The 20735-nt window shown below is 50.2% G+C and carries 14 protein-coding genes and 1 tRNA gene; 9 read left to right on the top strand and 6 right to left on the bottom strand.

From position 1 onward, the window contains the following. Positions 1-3363 (top strand): MBG domain-containing protein (locus VNQ80_RS17620; RefSeq protein ID WP_325641102.1); only part of this gene is annotated, 3363 nt, incomplete at its 5' end. Between the two features lie 402 nt (positions 3364-3765). Next, on the top strand, positions 3766-4041 hold the full coding sequence (locus VNQ80_RS17615; RefSeq protein WP_325641100.1) for a hypothetical protein: 276 nt from the start codon (positions 3766-3768) through the stop codon (positions 4039-4041). A gap of 187 nt (positions 4042-4228) precedes the next feature. Here VNQ80_RS17615 and VNQ80_RS17610 read toward each other — a convergent pair whose 3' ends face one another. The 6 genes from VNQ80_RS17610 to VNQ80_RS17585 form a co-directional block, all read right to left on the bottom strand. Continuing rightward, positions 4229-4594 (bottom strand): DUF2200 domain-containing protein, encoded by a 366-nt coding sequence (locus VNQ80_RS17610; protein ID WP_325641098.1) that lies wholly within the window; start codon positions 4592-4594, stop codon positions 4229-4231. A gap of 22 nt (positions 4595-4616) precedes the next feature. Next, positions 4617-5903, bottom strand: coding sequence for a citrate synthase (locus VNQ80_RS17605; protein WP_325641096.1), 1287 nt, complete (start codon positions 5901-5903; stop codon positions 4617-4619). A 179-nt stretch (positions 5904-6082) separates the two neighbouring features. Further along, positions 6083-6652, bottom strand: coding sequence for an aminoacyl-tRNA hydrolase (gene pth, locus VNQ80_RS17600; RefSeq protein ID WP_325641094.1), 570 nt, complete (start codon positions 6650-6652; stop codon positions 6083-6085). 75 nt (positions 6653-6727) lie between these two features. After that, positions 6728-7318, bottom strand: coding sequence for a 50S ribosomal protein L25/general stress protein Ctc (locus tag VNQ80_RS17595; protein ID WP_325641092.1), 591 nt, complete (start codon positions 7316-7318; stop codon positions 6728-6730). A gap of 81 nt (positions 7319-7399) precedes the next feature. Next, positions 7400-8344: a ribose-phosphate pyrophosphokinase gene (locus VNQ80_RS17590; protein WP_325641090.1), complete on the bottom strand. Its 945-nt coding sequence runs from the start codon at positions 8342-8344 to the stop codon at positions 7400-7402. Between the two features lie 115 nt (positions 8345-8459). Continuing rightward, positions 8460-8530, bottom strand: a tRNA-Gln gene (locus VNQ80_RS17585). Positions 8531-8731: 201 nt separating this feature from the next. Here VNQ80_RS17585 and VNQ80_RS17580 point away from each other — a divergent pair. The 7 genes from VNQ80_RS17580 to VNQ80_RS17550 all read left to right on the top strand — a co-directional run bounded on the left by VNQ80_RS17580 (position 8732) and on the right by VNQ80_RS17550 (position 20733). Then, entirely contained in the window at positions 8732-11758 is a 3027-nt protein-coding gene (locus VNQ80_RS17580) for a DUF2723 domain-containing protein (protein WP_325641088.1), read from the top strand. Positions 11759-11875: 117 nt separating this feature from the next. Further along, positions 11876-14905: a DUF2723 domain-containing protein gene (locus tag VNQ80_RS17575; protein WP_325641086.1), complete on the top strand. Its 3030-nt coding sequence runs from the start codon at positions 11876-11878 to the stop codon at positions 14903-14905. Positions 14906-15031: 126 nt separating this feature from the next. After that, complete coding sequence (gene parS, locus VNQ80_RS17570; protein WP_325641084.1) at positions 15032-15469, top strand: type II toxin-antitoxin system Xre/ParS family antitoxin; 438 nt, start codon at positions 15032-15034, stop codon at positions 15467-15469. A gap of 2 nt (positions 15470-15471) precedes the next feature. Then, positions 15472-15936, top strand: a complete 465-nt coding sequence (locus VNQ80_RS17565; protein WP_325641082.1) for an RES family NAD+ phosphorylase — start codon at positions 15472-15474, stop codon at positions 15934-15936. Between the two features lie 92 nt (positions 15937-16028). Continuing rightward, entirely contained in the window at positions 16029-16580 is a 552-nt protein-coding gene (gene pyrR, locus VNQ80_RS17560) for a bifunctional pyr operon transcriptional regulator/uracil phosphoribosyltransferase PyrR (RefSeq protein ID WP_325641080.1), read from the top strand. Positions 16581-16610: 30 nt separating this feature from the next. Then, positions 16611-17549 (top strand): aspartate carbamoyltransferase catalytic subunit, encoded by a 939-nt coding sequence (locus VNQ80_RS17555; protein WP_325641078.1) that lies wholly within the window; start codon positions 16611-16613, stop codon positions 17547-17549. 154 nt (positions 17550-17703) lie between these two features. Beyond that, positions 17704-20733, top strand: a complete 3030-nt coding sequence (locus VNQ80_RS17550) for a tetratricopeptide repeat protein (protein WP_325641076.1) — start codon at positions 17704-17706, stop codon at positions 20731-20733. The last annotated feature ends 2 nt before the right edge of the window (positions 20734-20735 follow it).

Raw genomic sequence — 20735 nt, 5'->3', positions numbered from 1 at the left:
ACGGTGACGGACTTCGTGCTGGACGGTGCTGATCACGCCAACTATGCGCTTTCAACGGTATCAGCGACTACCACCGGCGATATCATGGCCAGGGAGCTGACCGTTTCGTTGTCTGCTGATCCACTGATCACGAAAGTGTATGACGGCTCGGATGCGGCTACGCTTGCTACTGATAATTACGAACTTAGCGGCATACTGACTGGCGAAACGGTGACGGTGAGTGGCACGACGTTGTACCGCGATAAAAATGCCGGAACCAATAAGGAAATATGGGTTAAGGATTTCGAACTGGGCGGTGTAGATGCGGCCAACTATAGCATTACTACAACCTCTACCACGACGACGGGCAGCATCACGGCGAGGCCCTTGGTGGTGTCGCTGGATGCCAGTCCGTTGATCACGAAAGTATACGATGGCACGCCTACCGCTACGCTTACCGCCGGCAATTACCGCTTGGACGGTGTAATCGGTAACGACGACGTGACGGCGAGCGGTTCGGCGGTATACGACAGCGAGCATGCCAACAAGGATAAAACCATTACCTTGGCTGAGTTGCTATTGGATGGAAACGATGCTGGCAATTATACGTTAACAACCACTTCTGGCAGTACCACAGGCAGCATCACACAACGACCGTTGATGATTGCTGCGGCCATGGGGCAGGGCAAACAATATGGGGAAAAGGATCCCGTGCTTGCCTATGAAGCAACGGGCTTCGCTAAAGTTGAGGATCAGCATCGTGTCGTAGGTGAATTGTCTCGGATTCCTGGTGAAGACGTAAGAACCTATGCCATTGGCATAGGTACATTGACCGCTGGGCCCAATTACACCTTGGACTACATCGGAGCCGATTTTACCATCACACCGCAGACTTTGACGGTTACGCCGGATCGCGAGCAAGGCAAGGTGTATGGAGAAAATGACTCCACACTTACGTACACCGTGTCTGGCTGGCAATTTGATGACAGCGAGGCGGTACTTATCGGATCCCTATCGCGGGAAGCTGGCGAGGACGCAGGTGCCTATGCAATTAACGGGGGAGATCTATCTGCCGGGATTAACTATACCATTACCCAAGCTGAAGAGGTATTCCATATCCATAGCGCTGAACTCACGGTAACAGCCGATGGCGGGCAGCATAAGGTATATGGCTCGGACGACTCGGTATTGACCTACAACGTCACTGGCTTTAAGCGGGGAGACGATGAACGCATATTTTCCGGTGCATTATCCCGTGTACGGGGTGAAACGCCGGGTGTTTATGGTATTACCCAAGGCACGCTGGCTGCCAATGGTAACTATACCGTCAATTATAGCGGAGCGGACTTTACCATCCAACGGAAGCCACTGACCGTGGTGGTGAATAATTATCCTGCTATCACAAAAGTGTATGACGCGAACAATGCCGCTACATTGGTGGCAGCCAATTATAGGCTCGAAGGCTTGGTACATGGCAGTGACGTGACGGTTAGTGGCACAGCAGTTTACCGCGATATAAATGCCGGAACCGATAAGGAAGTATGGGTTACGGATTTTGAGTTGGGCGGTGCCGATGCGGCTAACTATAGCATTATAGCGGATACCGAGGTGATGACAACGGGCGAGATTACACCCAAACTATTGACAGTATCGGTAAATACCGATTCGCCAATCACGAAAATATACGATGGCACACCAACCGCGACATTAGCCGCAGGCCATTACCGTCTGTCAGGTATCGTCGATGCTGACTTGATTACGGTGAGCGGTACGGCGAAGTACGATGACAGCAACGCCGGTACGGAGAAAATTGTTACGGTCACGGATTTAAAGTTAGCCGGTCCCGATGTCAGCAACTATATCCTAACCGCTGTTTCCGCTATTACGGAAGGCCGTATTATGCCACGCCCGCTAACTGTTACCGTGACTGCTGGACAGGGCAAAGTATACGGATCAGATGATCCAGCGTTAACCTTCGAGGCCACGGGTTTTGAAGGGGACGATGATGAGCGTATCTTGATGGGCGGATTGGAACGCGTGAGGGGAGAAGATGTCGGTACCTATGCGATCACGCAGGGTACGCTGGACGCTGGCACGAATTATACGGTAGATTACATCGGTTCGGGCTTCAGGATAACGCCACTTGATGTTACGGTCACGGTAGACGGCCAGACGAAAGTATTCGGGCAGTCCGATCCGGGGCTGACCTATGGAGTGTCTCCGGCACTGGTCGGAGGCGACGGGTTCCGCGGTGCATTGGTGCGCGAGCCGGGCGAAGCCGTGGGCACTTATGCCATCAACCAGGGCACATTGGCCCTGAGCAGTAACTATACACTTACTTACAACGGTGCGGAATTGGAAATCAAGACTTCGAGTACACTGACAGTCGCTTTTGAAGACCGTTCGTTTGTGTATGACGGGACGGCGAAATCCCTTTCGATTGAAGGGGAGCTACCTGCTGGCACGTCGGTAAGCTATACAGGTAATGGCCGTACGAAAGTTGGCAGTCAGACGGTAACGGCGACCATCGATGGCGGGGCGAACTATGAGGGCCTAGTGCTGACGGCGACGCTAGATATTACGCCGGGGATGCGTACACTGCGTTTCCCGGTGCTTGGGCCGAAGACCTACGGCGATGTGGATTTCACCCCAGCGGCAACTGCCAGCAGTGGAGAGGCGATTACCTACACAAGCAGCAACCCCGCGGTGGCGGAAATCGGGGATAGCGGATTGATCCGCATCGTTGGTGCCGGGGAAGCGGAAATCACGGCCACGGTGCCGGAAAACAGTAATTATGCAAACCGCCCGGAAATGAGCCGGGTACTGGCTGTTGGGAAAGCCATGCAGGCGATTACGTTCACCGCACCGGTGGAGGTAAACCGTGCGGTGGGCAGCTTGCAGCTGGATGTTCGCACGAGCAGCGGCCTGCCTGTGTACCTGGCAATCGACGACGGGCAGGTGGCCACAGTGGGGGGCACCATGCTGCACATCCACCGGTTAGGTACAATAAATATAACCGCCGCGCAAGCGGGTGACGGAAACCACGAGGCGGCCGAACCGGTGACGGTGACCCTCCGGGTGGTTGATCCGGCCTCGGATTTCCCGGTACGGGTTCATCCGGCGGTTTCGCCGAACGGCGACGGCATCAACGAATTTCTGATGATCGAGGGGATACGAGACTACCCGGACAACCGGGTGAGCGTGGCCAACCGCAACGGCACAATCGTATGGGAAGCCAGCGGCTACGATAACGACCGAATAGCATTCCGCGGCATCGGCCCGGGGCAGCAGAAACTACCTGCGGGGACTTACTTTTATGTGGTGGAGATCGGTACGGGCGGCGGCACGGAATACCGGCAAGGGTATTTTGTATTAAGGTACTAGTGGAAGTAAGTACTTGTTCATCAATTATTAGTAAGCCATCCGCTCGATCTGCATATCAATATCACCACCCTATACGTATCAGGTACTCGTCGAAAAACTTGAACTTGGATAACGGCCGATCGGGATATCAGGGAGAGCCGCCTCCTATAAGTATCGGCCGAATCAATTGGGTAGTTGATGATCAGGAGTTTGTCCGAATCGGCCGGGATCAACCGGCCCTCCAGTGGTACGCCATAATTTAAACCCAGAATATTCTTAGCACTTCTATTACGTGCTGAAACTGCTTCAAACTCTTCTCGATGCGGCCAGGCGAGCGAGGCAATAATCTGGGTTAAACGAATTGATGTGGCAATGAATTTGATATAAGAGTTAACGGTTAAATGAAGTAAAAACGTTTTAAAGATGAATAAAACCAGCTTTCAAGACACGCACATATATCCGGGATGCCCTGCAATATTTAATTTCAAGATTGCCTTGCAAAGTACTTCGGTGTTAATTGTTGCCGAATTTAGTGATGGTGCGCTAGCAGATGCCGAAATGGAACCATTAAATGCCGAAGAGGTGGTCGTTTACGTTGAGGGATATACCACAACTAAAGGCACTAAAATTTCAAAGAAGAGGTGGCTTCTTAGGTATGACCATGCACAAGCTATTTGGAAAGTAGTTAAGAAAATGTAGTACTTTTATTTCGAGTATTTTTTACGTGTATTTTACTGAAGTTGCAACCAATTAATTTACGGTCAACTTTAAAATTTTTAAAGAAGGTTGTTTTTCATTTAGGAACCCTATTTTTTGTGCGCCCGGCACGGGCAATAATCCTCGGGGTCGGTCTCGAACACGCCTGACCGTTGACGGGAACTTTACCTTACTTCCGTAGTATTTTATCCATGGCCTTTCCTTTGGCCAATTCATCGATCAATTTATCCAGGTAACGGATTTTCTGCATCAACGGGTCTTCGATTTCCTCTATCCGGTAGCCACAGATAACGCCGGTGATTTTTGACGCATTTGGATTGATTTGCGGAGCCTCGGCGAAAAATGTTTCAATATTGGTTTTGTCGTTGATATGTTGCGTTAAGCTTTGCTCATCATAGCTGGTGAGCCAATAGATAATTTCGTCAACTTCCCCCTTGGTACGGCCTTTTTTTTCTGCTTTGGTAACATAATGCGGATAGACACTCGCAAAGGACATTTTGTATACCCGTTGTATATTTTCCGCTTTCGTTGCCATGGCTTTTCAATTTGATTCGCCGCTACCGCTTATCGAGCGGAATATAATCTCGCTTCGTGCTGCCGGTATAGATTTGCCGGGGGCGTCCGATAGGTTCCCGGTTGGCCCTCATCTCCTTCCATTGCGCAATCCATCCAGGTAAGCGGCCCAAGGCGAAGAGTACCGTAAACATGTCGGTAGGGAAGCCCAAGGCACGGTAGATGATGCCTGAATAGAAATCAACGTTCGGATACAATTTCCGGTCTACAAAATACTGGTCTTTCAAAGCGGCTTCCTCAAGTTCTTTGGCAATATTCAATACCGGATCGTCGATGCCTAATTTCTCAAGCACATCGTCGCACGCTTTTTTGATGATCTTGGCCCGCGGGTCGAAGTTTTTATATACGCGGTGGCCGAAGCCCATTAGCCGGAACGGATCGTTCTTGTCTTTTGCCTTGGCCAGCCATTTTGCACTATTGCCACCGTCATTCCGGATGTTTTCGAGCATTTCGATGACCGCTTGGTTGGCTCCGCCATGTAACGGGCCCCAAAGCGCCGATATGCCTGCCGATATGGAAGCGTATAGGTTGGCGTTGGATGAGCCGACGATACGTACCGTGGATGCCGAGCAGTTCTGTTCATGGTCGGCATGCAGAATCAAGAGCTTGTGCATGGCGCGCACCACCGCCGGATCGATTGTGGTGTCCTCCGTGATCTGGCCAAAAGTCATGTTCATGAAATTATGGACATAGTTGAGCTCGTTCCTTGGATAGATAACAGGATGGCCGAGTGATTTCTTGTATATCCACGACACGATGGTTGGCATCTTGGCCAGCAGCTTCATGATGGTTAGGTTCTCATCCTCCTCGCTGGGATTGGGATCGAGTGATTCCGGATAAAATGCCGAAAGTGCACCCACCAAGCAGGATAGCTGTCCCATGGGGTGCGACTTCGATGGGAAGCCATCGAAGAACTTCTTCATGTCTTCATGGATCAGCGTGTGCCTGCTGATTTTGCTTCTGAAATCGGCTAAGGTGTCCGCGGAAGGTAAATCCCCATATATCAGCAAATAGGCTACTTCCAAAAACGTCGACTGCTCGGCGAGCTGCTCGATTGGATATCCACGATAGTGCAAAATGCCCTGCTCGCCATCCAAAAAAGTAATCGCACTTTGCGTAGCACCGGTATTTTTGAAACCGGGGTCGAGGGTAATTGCTCCAGATACGGCACGCAGTTTAGAGATATCGATGGCCTGTTCATTTTCTGTACCCGTAACTACAGGCAACTCGTGAGATTTACCGTTTATTGATATGGAAGCTTTTTCTGACATATTTTATTCGGATGAAGTGCAAACATAGAAAAATTAGCGTTTAATTGCAACTTATTATCGCCTATATGAACACGGAGTTATTCGTGATTTCTCTGTTTTAACAGCGTTCATGGGTGCTCAGCAGTATCGGTCTAAGCACGGTTGCCGTCGATTACTTACTTAGCAGGAAAGCAACGGATTTATCCGTTGAATTGGGTCATCGTTAGCTCCACACCGATGTGGACAAAGCTATTGACCACCTGCGTGGAACGGTCTATCAACGCGGGGAGGTCCATCAGCTCATCATCGTCAAAGCCACTGAGCACGTAATCGACTTGTCGGCCTTTCGGAAAATCATTGCCTATGCCGAAACGTAGCCGTGGGTAGCCTTGGCCGCCGCATAGCGTTTCGATACTCTTTAAGCCGTTGTGCCCCGCGCTGCTGCCCTTGGCGCGCAAGCGGATCTTGCCGAATGGCAGGGCGATTTCATCCACGATAACCAATACGTCCTGAAGGGGTATTTTCAGCTCGTGCATCCAATAGTTGACCGCTTTGCCGCTTAAGTTCATGTAGGTGGTGGGCTTGATGAGGTATACGCTATTACCTCGGTGGCGGTATTCGGTATAATAGGCATACCGTAGTGTTGAAAAAGTGGTGCCGGCTTGTCTGGCCAGTTCGTCGGCAATCATGAAACCGATATTGTGCCGGGTGTCGGCATACTCGCGGCCGATGTTGCCAAGGCCGACAATCAATTGTTTTTTTGCTGCCATATGGATGCAAACATACAAAAAAGCACCAGCGTGGTGGCTGATGCTTTTTCAGTTATCGGTATGGATTGCCGATTTTTATTTTTTCCCTTCGGCCTTAGCGGCTTCTTGTTCCGCTTGACGCAACGCACGCGACATGATGACCGAAACGATAGTGTCATCAGCGTTGTTGAGTACTTTGCCGTTTTCTACTTGTACATTTTCCACGCGCACGGAGCTACCTACTTCAAGCGTTTCAAGGCTCACTTCGATATGCTGTGGCATATTCTTAGGGAGTGCTTTAACCCGTAGGCTACGCAGTTTCTGCACCAACTTACCGCCGGATTTCACTCCTGGCGAAGCGCCCGTGAGCTTGATGGGGATATTCAGTGCCACCTCTTTGCTGTCGTTCAGCTCGAGGAAATCGACATGGCGCACCTGATCCGTAAGCGGATGGTACTGGGCATCCTGAAGAATGGCTTGGAATTTCTTGCCGTCGACATCAAGGTCGATGAAATGAACATCCGGTGTGTAGATGACCGGCTTCAAATCAGTTGCGGACACAGAAAAGTGGTATTGTTCTTTGCCACCATAGAGTACAGCGGGTACCTTACCCTGGTAGCGCAGCTCTTTCGCGTCACGTTTCCCTACGTTCTCTCTCAGAGAACCGCTAATAGCAATTGATTTCATTTTGTGATTGAATTATTTGTAAAATTAAGGCCGCAAAGGTATGCAATATTTTTAATTTTTTGAAATGAATGTGTCTGTTCGTTAATCCACTTTAAACAGATCGCTGATGGAGCCGTGTTCGTTGACATTCTTGATTGCATTGGCGAACAGGCCGGCGGTGGAAAGCACCTTGATTTTTTCGCTTTGACGTTTCAAGGGGATGGTGTCGGTGACGATTAGTTCGGTGAGTTTCGACTTTTCAATGGTGTCGTAGGCTTCGCCCGAGAGCACGGGGTGGGTACATACGGCACGTACGCTGGCTGCTCCGTTTTCCATAATGAGCGATGCAGCCTTGGATAACGTGCGGGCGGTATCGCAGATGTCGTCTATTAATACAATATCTTGGCCGGTCACATCGCCGATAATGGACATGGACTCGATTTCGTTTGCGCGTTTACGTTGTTTGTCGCAAATCACCACCTCAGCGTTAAAATACTTGGCAAATGTACGTGCACGGTACGATCCGCCCATATCCGGCGATGCGATGGTAAGATTCGGCAGGTTGAGGGATTTGATGTGGGGCACAAAAATCACCGAAGCATCCAGGTGGTCTACCGGGATGTCAAAAAAGCCCTGAATTTGCGCGGCGTGGAGGTCCATCGTCATGAACCGGTGCGCGCCGGCCGCCGTGATGAGATTAGCAATCATTTTGGCCCCGATAGCCACCCGGGGTTTATCTTTGCGGTCTTGGCGGGCGAAACCGAAATAAGGGACTACTGCCGTGATGTAATGGGCCGATGCCCGTTTGGCGGCATCGATCATCAGCAAGAGTTCGAACAGGTTGTCGCTCGGCTGGTTGGTCGACTGGATAAGGAATACGTCGCATCCGCGGACCGACTCATTGTAAAACGGCTGGATTTCGCCGTCACTGAAGCAAGAGACCGTCATTTCGCCGAGATCCTTACCGTAGGCGGTCGCTATTTTTTTGGCTAATTCGGTGGTACCGGTGCCCGAAAAAAGTTTCACCGGATTGAATTGCAGTGGCATGGTGTTGTTGTTGTTTTGTGGGTTAGCAATGGATTGGGGTATTGTACTATTCCTGCGATAAATATACATTAAAAAATTACGGATTGCCAACCGACAATCCGTAATTTTCTTTTTGTTGCCCGACCAGGATTCGAACCTAGACAAACAGAACCAAAATCTGTCGTACTACCATTATACTATCGGGCAATCCGAACTGCTGTACCACCCTTTCGAATGGGTTTGCAAATATAGGGGGAAGGAATAATTAATGCAAAAATATTTTGTTTTTTAGCGGAATGTGCTGATTGCATGCGCAATGTGTTAAAAATCTAAATATTATGTCGCTGTTAACATACTATTCTTTATTTTCGGGGCGTGAATTTACAGGGAATGTACGCGAAAAACGATATGAACTACAATAAAATCAACAACATTTTAGGTTGGGCATGTGGATTGATTGCCACGATTGTCTATGTGATGACCGTGGAGCGGACCACCAGTTTCTGGGATACCGGTGAGTTTATTGCATCGGCATACAAGATGCAGATCGTGCACCAACCCGGTGCTCCGCTGTTCCTGATGCTGCAGAATGTCTTTTCCAACCTGGCCTTCGGCAATCCCGAGCGCATAGCCTATTGGATGAATATTGGTTCGGCGGTATCCAGCGGATTGACCATCCTGTTTTTGTTTTGGACCATCACCGCATTGGCCCGTAAGGCGTTGTGGAAGCCGGGTACCGAACTCTCCCAGGCCGGGTTGATCCAGATTATGGGGGCAGGTGCGGTTGGTGCATTAGCGTATACCTTTACCGATACCTTTTGGTTCTCGGCGGTCGAGTCGGAAGTTTATGCGATGTCGTCTCTTTGTACCGCGGTGGTGTTCTGGGCCATCCTGAAATGGGAGGCCCATGCCGATGAACCGCGAGCGGACCGGTGGTTGTTGTTTATCGCTTACATCATGGGGCTTTCCATTGGTGTCCACCTGTTGAACTTATTAGCCATCCCAGCCATAGCACTGGTGATCTATTTCCGGCGCACGAAGCAAGCGACCAGCAGCGGCGCGGTCAAAGCATTGCTTATCGGCTGCGTGGTAGTAGCTGTTGTTCTCTGGGGTGTCATCCAGTACCTTATTAAATTCGCCGCATATTTTGACCTGTTCTTTGTGAACACCCTGGGCATGGGGTTTGGCACAGGGGTGGTCATATTTGCACTGTTGGTGGTCGGTGGAACCGCTTATGGGATATGGTATTCTATCCAACGGGCAAAGCCGTTGCTTAATATCATATTGCTGTCGTTCGCTTTCATTGCGTTTGGTTACAGTTCCTTCACCATGATCCTCATCCGCGCCAAGGCGGACCCAACATTGAATAACAGTGATCCGGACAATGCGTTTTCTTTTCTCAGTTACCTCAACCGCGAACAATACGGCGACAGTCCACTTGTCAAGGGGCCTTATTTCGACTCCCGGCCTGTTGATATCAGTTACGGCAGCAACATTTATCGAAAGGGGGATGCAAAGTACGAAGTGGCCGGTCGCAACTTTGACTACGTGTACGACCGCGAAACGATTTTCCCCCGACTCCATAGCAGCCGGGAGGCCTCACATCAGCAGTATTACCGGAATTACCTCAATCTTGGTGAGAACGAACAACCAACCTTCGCTGACAACTTGCGGTTTTTCTTCAGTTACCAGGTGGGGCATATGTATGGCAGGTACTTTTTATGGAATTTCGTGGGCCGGCAAAATGATCAACAAGGACACGGCGATTTTACCACGGGCAACTGGATTAGTGGTATCAAATTCGTCGACCAGCTGCACGTAGGGGGGCAAAATGCATTGCCCGAATCGCTGAAGACCGACCCGTCGCACAACCGGTTCTATTTCTTACCCCTTATTTTGGGGCTAATTGGTGCCTTCTGGCATTTTAAGCGTCGCCAAAAGGATGCGGGCGTGGTAGGGCTGCTATTTTTCTTTACGGGATTGGCCATTGTGCTTTATCTCAACCAAAACCCGCTGCAACCCCGGGAGCGGGACTATGCCTACGCCGGCTCGTTCTATGCCTTTACCATTTGGATTGGATTGGGTGTGATCGGCATCAGTGAATGGCTGAAAAAGCTGAACGCCAAGACGGCGGCAAGTGTGGCTACCGCAATCGGCCTACTGGCCGGACCGGTAATATTGGCCAAAGATGGATGGGACGACCACGACCGCTCGGAGAAATTCCTCGCCCGAGATATCGCCAAAGATTACCTTGAGTCGTGCGCACCGAATGCGATTTTGTTTACTTACGGTGACAACGATACCTACCCTTTGTGGTACGCGCAAGAGGTAGAAAACGTGCGCCCGGATGTACGAGTGGTGAACCTCAGCTTGCTGAGTGCCGACTGGTATGTGCGGCAGATGACCAAGAAGGTAAATGAGGCCGACGGACTCCCGATTAATATCCCCGAGGCGAAATATGTGAAAGGTGTTCGGGATGTTATTTATTATCAGGATGCGAATATTGCGGGTGCTGTAGAATTGAAAGATATCGTTGCATTGATGCTGTCGGATAATCCGAATGATAAACGGCCAATGCAGAGTGAACAGCCGGAAAACTTTTTGCCGACGAAGAATCTTCGGTTGACTATCGACAAGGAGGCCGTAATCCGGAACAACGTAGTGCCGGAAATGTGGCAGGATAGTATTGCAGAAACGATGCAGTGGACATACAACCGTAATTACGTTTCGCGTGCGGAGTTGGCCATTATGGCCCTTTTGGTAAACAATAACTGGGAACGGCCGGTCTATTTTGCCAGTACCGTGCCAAGTGAAAATTTCATGGGGCTGGATGACTACCTTGTTTCCGAGGGTTTTGCGCTCCGCTTGATGCCGATAAATATGGAGCCCAATACGTCACAGGGATTGATCCATGCGGATGCGGTGTATGATCATGTAATGAACAAGTACGAATGGGGCAATATTAAGAATGCCTCATACATCGACCCTGAATCGTACCGGATGATCAGCCTGATTTTGAACAGTATCTATGCCGCACCGGCGGAAGCACTCATTGCCGCGGGCAAAACAGAGCAGGCGAAGGAACTCCTGAACAATGCGCTGGAAAGTATGCCGGAACGTATTTACCGTATTATGGATGCTTATGGCTATTCATTCATTGCCGAGAACTTGTACGCGGTTGGGGAGACTGATAAAGCGAATGCACTCATTGAACGCAGTGTTGACTACCTTGAAGGGCAACTCGCGTATTATGCTGCCATCGCGGAAACCAAGCCCAACCTCGAAATGCAAAATATCCAGTACACCATGTTTACGATGAATCGGTTTTCCGCAGCCGCACAGGAATATGGCCAAGATGAATTGGCCACCCGTGTATCGGGAATATTCAGCCAGTATGAAACCCGATTTTTCGGCGGATTGCCGACCAACCCGTAGCGAACACGGTTTTGGCGGCCGCCCGATGGGATGTTAAATTTTGTTAAAACCCCGTTTCGATAGCCGGTAATTGGGCTTGGTCGTTTATCTTTAAAAGATGAACGACCATTTTGAGCTATGAATTACCAAAAAACCAACAATTTTCTTGGCTGGTTGTGTGGAGCAATGGCCACAGCAACGTATGTGTTGACGATGGAGCCCACGACCAGTTGGTGGGATACCGGCGAGTTTATCGCGGCAGCCGAACGAATGCAGATTGTGCATCAGCCCGGTGCACCACTGTTCCTAATGATCCAGAACCTGTTCGCCGACTTAGCATTCGGCAATCCCGATCGCGTGGCGTACTGGATGAATTTCGGATCCGCGCTATCCAGTGGCGTTACCATCGTTTTCCTTTTTTGGACCATTACCGCGCTGGTGCGTAAACTGGTGTGCAAACGGACCAGTGTGCCCACAACGGTGCAACTGATGCAGATTATGGGTGCGGGCCTGGTCGGCGCCATGGCTTATGCCTTTACCGATTCGTTCTGGTTTTCGGCTGTTGAATCTGAGGTGTATGCCCTATCATCACTCTGCACAGCGGTGGTATTCTGGGCCATTCTCAAATGGGAAGTACGGGCTGATGAGCCGGGTGCCGACCGGTGGCTGGTGTTCATAGCCTATGTGATGGGCTTATCCATCGGGGTGCATCTGCTCAATCTGCTCACCATACCGGTGCTGGCGTTGGTGGTGTACTTCCGTAGGGCCTCTCGCGTTACTGCTGGGGGGATGGCAAAAGCGCTGTTGGTGGGGTGCGCTATCCTGGCCGTGATATTATGGGGCATTATCCAGTACTTGGTTAAGTTGGCCGCATATACGGACCTGTTTTTTGTTAATACATTGGGTATGGGTTTCGGTGTGGGAGCGATCGTGTTCGCGCTACTGCTGGTTGGCGGTATCGCTTACGGGATTTGGTACGCCATGCAAAAGGCCAGGCCGATACTTCACATCGCGCTGGTGTGTTTGGGGGTTATCATCTTTGGCTATGGTTCATTTGCGATGGTGCTTATCCGGGCCAATGCCAATCCCTCGTTGAATAACAGCCACCCCGACGATATATTCTCTTTTCTGTGGTACTTAAACCGCGGCCAGTTCGGCAGCGAACCGCTGCTCAATGGGCCATATTTTGATTCGCAGGTCGTTGATATTGAAGGCGGGACCAACGAGTACCGCAAGGGAGCGGATAAGTACGAAGTTTCAGGTACGGCCGACCGGCCGATCCATGACCGCGCAACATTTTTTCCGCGTACTTACAGCAATCGGGATAACCACCCTTACGCCTACCGATTGTGGTTGGGGCTGGAAGACGGTGAACAACCGCGATTTATGGACAACTTGCGGTTCTTTTCGACATACCAAATGGGGCACATGTACTGGCGTTATTTTATGTGGAATTTTGCCGGTAGGCAAAACGATGTAGAGGCACGATTTGCAGGGCGAACGGAGGGCAATTGGATAAGCGGTATCAAACCCGTTGACCAATGGCGATTGGGCGGGCAAAACGCGTTACCGCAGGCTGTTCAAAACGATCCCTCGCGGAACACCTACTATTTCCTGCCGCTGATCTTGGGGTTGGTTGGACTGGTGTGGCAGGTACGGCGTAGCCGAAAGGATGCCGCCGTCATCGGCTTGTTGTTCTTCTTTACGGGCCTGGCTATTGTGTTTTATCTTAATCAGTCGCCCCTACAACCCCGCGAACGTGATTATGCCTACGTGGGGTCGTTTTATGCATTCGCAATTTGGATTGGCATCGGTGTAGCTGGCCTAGTTGAAGCGCTGCGTGCCCGTTTCCGGCCCCGTGCTGCGGTGGCCATGGCTGTTGTTCTCGGCGGGATGATGGCACCTGCATTGCTAGCGTACCAGAATTGGGACGATCACAACCGATCGGATAGGTACATGGCGCGTGATATGGCCCGCAATTACCTGGAGTCTTGTGCGCCGAATGCGATCTTGTTTACGTACATCGATAACGATACCTTTCCACTCTGGTATTTGCAGGAAGTGGAAGGCGTGCGGACCGATGTGCGGGTCATCAATCTTAGTTTGCTGGGGATGGACTGGGCCGTTGACCAGCTGAAGTTTTCCATTAATGACGCACCGGCATTGCCGCTGACCTTGGAAAGCAGCCAATACGTAAAGGGCACGCGAGATTACCTGCAATATTACGATTATGGTATCCAGGACTCCATCGAGCTGGAGAACATACTGGCCCTGCTGCTTTCTGATCATCCAAACGATCAGTTGCAGTATGCGGATGGGTCGTCCCGGAATTTCCTACCTACAAAGCGGTTTGCCCTCACGGTAGACCGCCAACAGGTATTGGCGAACGGCGTTGTTCCCACAAAATGGCAGGGTCAGGTGGTCGATACCATGGAGTGGACCTACAACCAAGACATCGTTACACGCGCGGAGCTCGTTATGATGGATCTCTTGGTGCACAACGATTGGGAAAGGCCGGTCTATTTTGCCTTCACGGTTCCGGAAAGCCAGCGGCTTGGACTGGAAGATTACTTGGTGTCCGAAGGTTTTGCACTGCGGCTTATGCCGATCGAAGCGCGGTCTGACCGGGAAGCGCGTGAACGCTTGGTCAACACTGACGCTACGTATCAGGCTATCATGCAAAAGTATCGCTGGGGCAATATGAAAGGTGCTGGTTACTTAGACCCGACTTCCCGCGGTATGGTGGCAGAAACAGTGAAGATTTTCTCCGATACGGCAGAAATGCTGATCGCCGAAGGCAATGCGGATGCTGCCCGTGACGTGGTGAACCGGGCAGTATCTGTATTGCCCGAACACATCGGTCAGGTAGACGTCGCTGTGCGGTATCCGATATTGACCGACCAACTGTACACATTGGGCGAAACCGATAAAGCGAATGTGATTGTAGATCGTAATCGCCGATTCTTGGCCGAGCAGCTCGCTTATTACGCGACCATTGCCGAGACCCATCAACTGGGGCAACCCGAGGGGATGGGGATACACAGCAGCCTCTATGCTTTGCAGCAATTTGCCCGTGCCACTGCACTGCACGGTGAAGCGCAACGACACAAAGAACTGCAGGCGTTGTTTGACACCTATCGACGACTATTTCTTGAACGACAAACTTGAGATCGTTGCTTTTTACTGCGTAATTGATCAACTACGGCGCAGCAGGCTTGCGGTACAGATAAAAAATAACACCGAATTGGAAAACCGGGATATTTGTCGTACCTTTGAGTAACAAAAGACGTAATAATGAAAAATATCCGCTACGATAAGCCCGATTTACCCACTGACAACCCGCTTATGGCGGCAGAGCCAGCCGCGATGTACCTATCGTCTGCCAACGTAAGCTCGTTTGCGGTTTCGAAATTCGAAGCCCTTAGCAAGAAATTGTTGTTCACACAACAGGAGTGGGCCGATATGCTGCATATCAGTGACCGTACGTTGCAGCGTTACCTCAAAGACCATAAACCGTTCGAGGGTTTGCACGCAGAGCACTTATATCAAATCGATGCGTTAGCCGATATCGGGCATTCCGTTTTCGGCAGTACGGCGCGTTTTGAAGCGTGGCTCCGTGCGCCAAAGAATATCCACGGCAGTGAAATCGGTTTTGAAGCCCTTCGGTCATTCGGCGGTGTGCAGCTTATCCTGGATGAGCTCGGTCGTATGGTACACGGGGTTTACAACTAGCCATGACAGTCTACCGGTTGGCTTACCACCATTATGTTACGGACAAAACGGGGATAGGTGCCCGGCTATACGGCGGTCGATGGAACCCGAAGGGCGTGGCATGCCTTTATACCAGTGCACATATTTCGTTGGCACTGTTGGAGAAGTTTGTGCATGCGCGGGGAAAGGAAGACGTGGCCGGTTTGATGCTGCTCTCCATCGAAATACCGGATAGGGGAGACTTGGTGTACCATGTGGACGAATCGCGGATGGTGGATGGCTGGGCGGATAACTTCGATTATTCCCAGTGGTTGGGTAAGCAAATTCTTACCGAAGGGACGTTTGTCGCGTTTTCGGTGCCATCAGCAATTGTGCCGGCCGAACGCAATGTCATCATCAATCCACAGGCAGCCCATTTCAAGGAAGTCAGGTTCCACAAACCGGTGATATTCGATATCGATGCACGGCTTTCGGATCGGTTGGTGTAGCCTGCAAAAATCTCCCCTTCAGGCCCCGTAAGTCAAAAAAATATAGTAGTTTTGCATCCATATTCCGTGTCCAATTTGAAAGTTCAGCTCAGATGAAACGATCCATATTATTGGAAGGCCAAAAGTTCCAAATCACCATCCAGCGGCTGTGCCATCAATTGATAGAAGATCACCTCGATTTTTCCGACTCTGTTATCGTGGGTATCCAGCCGCGTGGCATATACCTCGGTAGGCGTATTGTTGAGGAGTTGAAGCAGATCCCGGGCTTGTCGGAGGTTGCCTATGGCGAACTGGACATCACTTTTTTCCGTGATGATTTCCGACGTAAAGACAGTGGCTTGTTGGTGCCCAGTAGCACCACTATGGATTTTATCGTAGAGGGCAAAAAAGTCATCCTGATGGATGATGTACTTTGGACCGGCCGTACGATACGCGCTGCCATGGACGCGCTCCAAGCATTCGGCAGACCCGAGAAGATCGAGTTGCTGGTGTTGGTGGATCGCCGATTTTCACGACAGCTGCCCATTGAACCGGATTATATCGGCATCCAAGTAGACTCCATTGATTCCCAACGGGTGATCGTCAGTTGGAACGACGTGGATGCGTATGACCGGATTGAATTATTGACAGAAAAAGATAGTTAGCAGCCTCAATGAAGGCGCTTTAAGTAAGCAATGACAGCATCAGCTAGGCAACTCAGTACCGAACACCTGTTGGGGATTAAGGATCTCCAAGCAACCGATATCGAGCTTATTTTCGAAACTGCTGACAATTTCAAGGATGTGCTTAACCGGCCAATCAAGAAGGTGCCATCGCTGCGGGATATTACGATTGCGAATGTGTTTTTCGAGAATTCCACGCGTACACGGCTGTCATTCGAGTTGGCCGAGAAGCGGTTGTCGGCAGATATCATCAATTTCGCAGCTTCTTCTTCCTCGGTGAGTAAAGGCGAAACGCTCATTGATACGGTGAATAATATTTTGGCGATGAAAGTCGACATGGTTGTGATGCGCCATCCTTATCCCGGTGCGGGTATTTTTCTCAGTAAGCACGTTGATGCACAGCTTGTGAATGCCGGAGATGGTGCCCATGAGCACCCTACGCAGGCGTTGCTGGATGCTTTTTCCATCCGTGAGCGGCTAGGGGACGTCTCGGGCAAAAAGATCGCCATTATCGGCGACATTCTCCATTCGCGGGTGGCGCTCTCCAACATCCTCTGCTTGCGTAAATTGGGCGCGGAAGTGATGGTATGCGGACCTACCACCTTAATACCGAGGTATATCGGGTCGTTGGGCGTAAAAGTCGAATATGACCTGCGAAAAGCGCTTAATTGGTGCGATGTTGCCAACATGCTTCGCATCCAGTTGGAACGCCAAGACATCGCTTATTTCCCGTCGCTACGGGAGTACTCGATGCTGTATGGACTGAATAAGCGATTGCTCGATTCGCTCGACAAGGAGATTACCATCATGCATCCCGGGCCAATCAATCGGGGAGTGGAAATCACCAGCGATGTGGCCGATAGCCACCACTCCATTATTTTGGATCAGGTAGAAAACGGGGTAGCGGTCCGGATGGCGGTGCTCTACCTCCTCGCCGGCAAGCGCGGATAGGGTGTCTAAACGACGTTATCAACATTTGTGGACAACTTTTGAGGAAAACTTCTCCGTTTACCGTTAATTTAGCAGGTTATATTGGGTAGGGTATATTTTATGGCCCCAACTTTGCGTGGGATTGAAGGAAAAAACAGTAGCATAATTTGACAGCATGTTTAATCGGGTTTATCAGTTAGTTATCACATTCAGTTTAGTAGCGTCGGTTGCATTTGCGCAACAAAGTGCGTGGCAGGAGGTCAATCAGGCTTACAAAACGGGGATGGAATTGTATGAAAAAGGGAAATATGCTGCGGCTGCGAAACATTTCGACCAAGTAGAGGCTATCCGGATAGCGTCGACATTGCAGCAAGACGAACATGTCGAGTTGACGTTGTTGAAAGAAAATGCACGGTTTTACCAGGCGATATGCGCGTTGGAACTCGGCGAGTCGGATGCCGAAAGCCACTTTTTGCGATATATTAAAGACTACCCAGCCAGCGCAAATTCAAAAGCGGCTTACTTTCAAGTAGGCCGATCGTATTTCGCTAAGAAAGATTATAAGCAGGCGCTGGAATGGTTCACCAAGCTGGATAGCCGGAACCTGGCTGGCTTGGAGAGCAAAGAGTTTCGGTATAAGATGGCGTATTCGTTTTTTATGACAGACGATTATGCGGCTGCTAAACCACTTTTTGAGCAACTGAAAGATGAAGGTGGTGTATACCAAGAAGCGTCCATTTACTATTACGCTTACCTGTGTTACCTAGATCGCGAATTCAAGACGGCCTTGGCCGAATTTGAAAAACTGAAGGGGTCGAAGACGTACGAGGCTACTTATCCGTATTACATCACTGCACTCTATTACCTCGATAATCGCTATGACGATGTGCTGGATTATGCGCTGCCAATTTTGGAACGCACGGACCAGGCGCATGAAACCGACATGTTCCGCATCTTGGCGGCCACTTATTTTGCCAAGAACGATTTCGAGAAGGCATCTGCATACTACGACAAATTCCAGGCAGGCGACCAGGGTAAAACACAGAATAACCAAGATAGCTACCAAATCGGTTACATCGCTTATAAGACGGGTGACTACGAGCGAGCCATATCGGAGTTGGAAAAGATGGAAGACCCCGACGCCTATTACCAAAGTGCCATGATTGCGCTGGGCGATGCGTTTTTGAAGACCGGTAATAAACAAAGTGCGCGTAACGCCTTTTTCAGGGCATCAAAGCTCGACTTCGATCCGGCGTTGAAAGAAGAAGGACTGTTTAATTACGCCAAGCTATCGTCCGAACTTGATTTCCACCAAGTGGCGCTTGAGGCAGCTAAGGAATATCTCGATACTTACCCTAATACCAAGCGGTTGGAAGAAGCGCAGACATTGTATGCCGAAACTTTACTGGGCACCAGTAATTACCGTGCTGCGGTGGATATTCTTGAAGCCATAAAAAATCGCGGCCCGGAGGCCGACGCTGCGTACCAACGGGTGACTTACTACCGTGGACTCGAATTTTACAATGAGCGTGCCTTTGAGAACAGTATTTCACTGTTTATGCGATCTGAACAGTTCCCTATCGACGCCCGCGTTGCTGCGTTGGCTACCTATTGGAAAGCTGAAGCGATGTATGAGGTGCGTAAGTACGGCGAGGCCGTACAGGCATTTTCGCGATTTCTACGGCTACCAGCAGCCCGCGAGACGGATGTGTACAGCTATGCGAACTACGCGTTGGCTTATGCGGCTTTCCGTAATAACAGCTTCAACACGGCTGCCAATTATTTCGAACGCTTCCTTTCGACGGGCGGAAATTCCATTGAAACCAATGTACGGAATGATGCTATTGCACGCTTGGGCGACTCGTACTTTTCAATGCGTAATTACGGTCGGGCGATGCAATACTATGACCGTTTGATCAATAGTAAGGCGCAAAGTCAGGACTACGCACTTTTCCAGCGCGGGATCATCCAGGGACTGCAGGGCAACAATGCCGCAAAGCTCAGCACGTTACACTCCGTTGTTGAGCAATTCCCAAATTCCAATTATGCAGACGACGTTGCATTCGAAGTGCCGTACACCTATTTCACTATGGGTGATTATGAAACGGCAATTACGGGCCTGCAACAGATGATTGAGCAATATCCACGCAGCAGCTATGCGCCGCGGGCGTTGATGACCATAGGCTTAGTGCAATATAACAACGACGATACGGAGGCTGCGATGGCTACCTTCAGAAAGGTGGTAGAGGAGCATTCGACCACCGATGAGGCGCGGCAGGCGTTGCGTTCCATTGAAAATATTTTCTTGGAGCGCGGTGATGCCTCGGCTTACATCAATTATGCGACCAGCACCAACATCGGCGATCTTTCGAAAGCGGAACAGGATGACCTTGCTTTCCAGGCGGCCCATACGTTATTTGCCAGAGGAGAGTACCAGGCATCCGTAGAGGCCATCAATGCATATTTCGATAAATTTCCAAATCCTTTACGGGAAAAGCATGCCCGTTATATCCGGGGCGTGAGCTATTATCGCACCGGACATCCGAAGGAGGCACTGCACGATCTTAATATTATACTTAACGACTGGACCAGCCAGTATACAGAAAATACGTTACTCACTGTATCGGAGCTGTATTTAGGGCTTGAGGAGTACAACGAGGCCATTGTGCACCTGAAGAAATTGGAGCTAACCTCCGAATACAAGGCGAACTATGGGTTTGCGGTTAATAACCTGATGGTATGCTACGATAAGATCGGCGATATGGAGCAAGTGATGAAATATGCCGATTTGATCAAAGCGTATGACCGCTCATCGGAAGAAGATATCGCGAAAGCACATTTATACACCGCCCGCGCATTGTTGAGAAAGGGTGACGTTCCACCGGCGATGAAAGAACTTAATCTTGCAGCGCTGAAAAGCCAGACGGTGGTGGGTGCCGAATCCCGCTACCGTGTGGGCCAGTTACAATATGAAGCTGGCGAATACGACAAAGCCATTGAATCTGCATTCGATGTAATCAACAACCTGGGGTCGTATGAGTATTGGGTGGCCAAGAGCTTTATCCTACTTGCAGATGCCTACGCTGGTAAAGGGGACGATTTCCAGGCAAAGAGCACGTTGGAGAGTGTCATCGAAAATTATGAAGGCGAAGATGATATCATTCCATCAGCCAAGGAGCGTTTACAGAAATTGAACAATAAGTAACA

The organism is Parapedobacter sp., assembly GCF_035556095.1.
GTDB lineage: Bacteria > Bacteroidota > Bacteroidia > Sphingobacteriales > Sphingobacteriaceae > Parapedobacter.
This window is presented reverse-complemented; position numbering and strand designations above follow the sequence as displayed.

Coding starts and splice junctions, on each gene's coding strand:
- pyrR (WP_325641080.1), top strand. CDS start 16,029: ATGAAACGATCCATATTATTGGAAGGCCAAAAGTTCCAAATCACCATC.
- VNQ80_RS17555 (WP_325641078.1), top strand. CDS start 16,611: ATGACAGCATCAGCTAGGCAACTCAGTACCGAACACCTGTTGGGGATT.
- parS (WP_325641084.1), top strand. CDS start 15,032: ATGAAAAATATCCGCTACGATAAGCCCGATTTACCCACTGACAACCCG.
- VNQ80_RS17595 (WP_325641092.1), bottom strand. CDS start 7,318: ATGAAATCAATTGCTATTAGCGGTTCTCTGAGAGAGAACGTAGGGAAA.
- VNQ80_RS17615 (WP_325641100.1), top strand. CDS start 3,766: ATGAATAAAACCAGCTTTCAAGACACGCACATATATCCGGGATGCCCT.
- VNQ80_RS17610 (WP_325641098.1), bottom strand. CDS start 4,594: ATGGCAACGAAAGCGGAAAATATACAACGGGTATACAAAATGTCCTTT.
- VNQ80_RS17590 (WP_325641090.1), bottom strand. CDS start 8,344: ATGCCACTGCAATTCAATCCGGTGAAACTTTTTTCGGGCACCGGTACC.
- VNQ80_RS17605 (WP_325641096.1), bottom strand. CDS start 5,903: ATGTCAGAAAAAGCTTCCATATCAATAAACGGTAAATCTCACGAGTTG.
- VNQ80_RS17550 (WP_325641076.1), top strand. CDS start 17,704: ATGTTTAATCGGGTTTATCAGTTAGTTATCACATTCAGTTTAGTAGCG.
- VNQ80_RS17575 (WP_325641086.1), top strand. CDS start 11,876: ATGAATTACCAAAAAACCAACAATTTTCTTGGCTGGTTGTGTGGAGCA.
- VNQ80_RS17565 (WP_325641082.1), top strand. CDS start 15,472: ATGACAGTCTACCGGTTGGCTTACCACCATTATGTTACGGACAAAACG.
- pth (WP_325641094.1), bottom strand. CDS start 6,652: ATGGCAGCAAAAAAACAATTGATTGTCGGCCTTGGCAACATCGGCCGC.
- VNQ80_RS17580 (WP_325641088.1), top strand. CDS start 8,732: ATGAACTACAATAAAATCAACAACATTTTAGGTTGGGCATGTGGATTG.